The sequence below is a fragment of the Gilvimarinus sp. 1_MG-2023 genome (assembly GCF_030548285.1).
In genome coordinates, this window is sequence record NZ_JAUOSC010001675.1 from 1 (window position 1) to 238 (window position 238).

A 238-nucleotide genomic window follows, 5' to 3' on the forward strand; every position below is an offset into this window, starting at 1 on the left:
GGTTGGTGAAATCGCTGCTGTTCCAGGTGCGGGCCTCAATAAAAGGCTGTAGGGCAAAGCGCTGATTGGGATCGCGATGAATAGGCTCTGGAGCAATACCCGCGTTGGCAACGGTGTGGGAAATTTGAGCTTCGTCGCTGCGGTTGATTCCCAGATGACGACCGCGCGGATTATTGATGCGCAGCACATGGGCTTGCTCTACCCCCGGCGCTTTCACTTTAAAGTTGCGGTTGGTGCG

Annotated in this window: 1 pseudogene; it reads right to left on the minus strand. The window is 55.9% G+C overall.

From position 1 onward, the window contains the following. Positions 1 to 238 (minus strand): annotated as a pseudogene (locus Q4563_RS22490) (hypothetical protein); the annotation flags it as partial.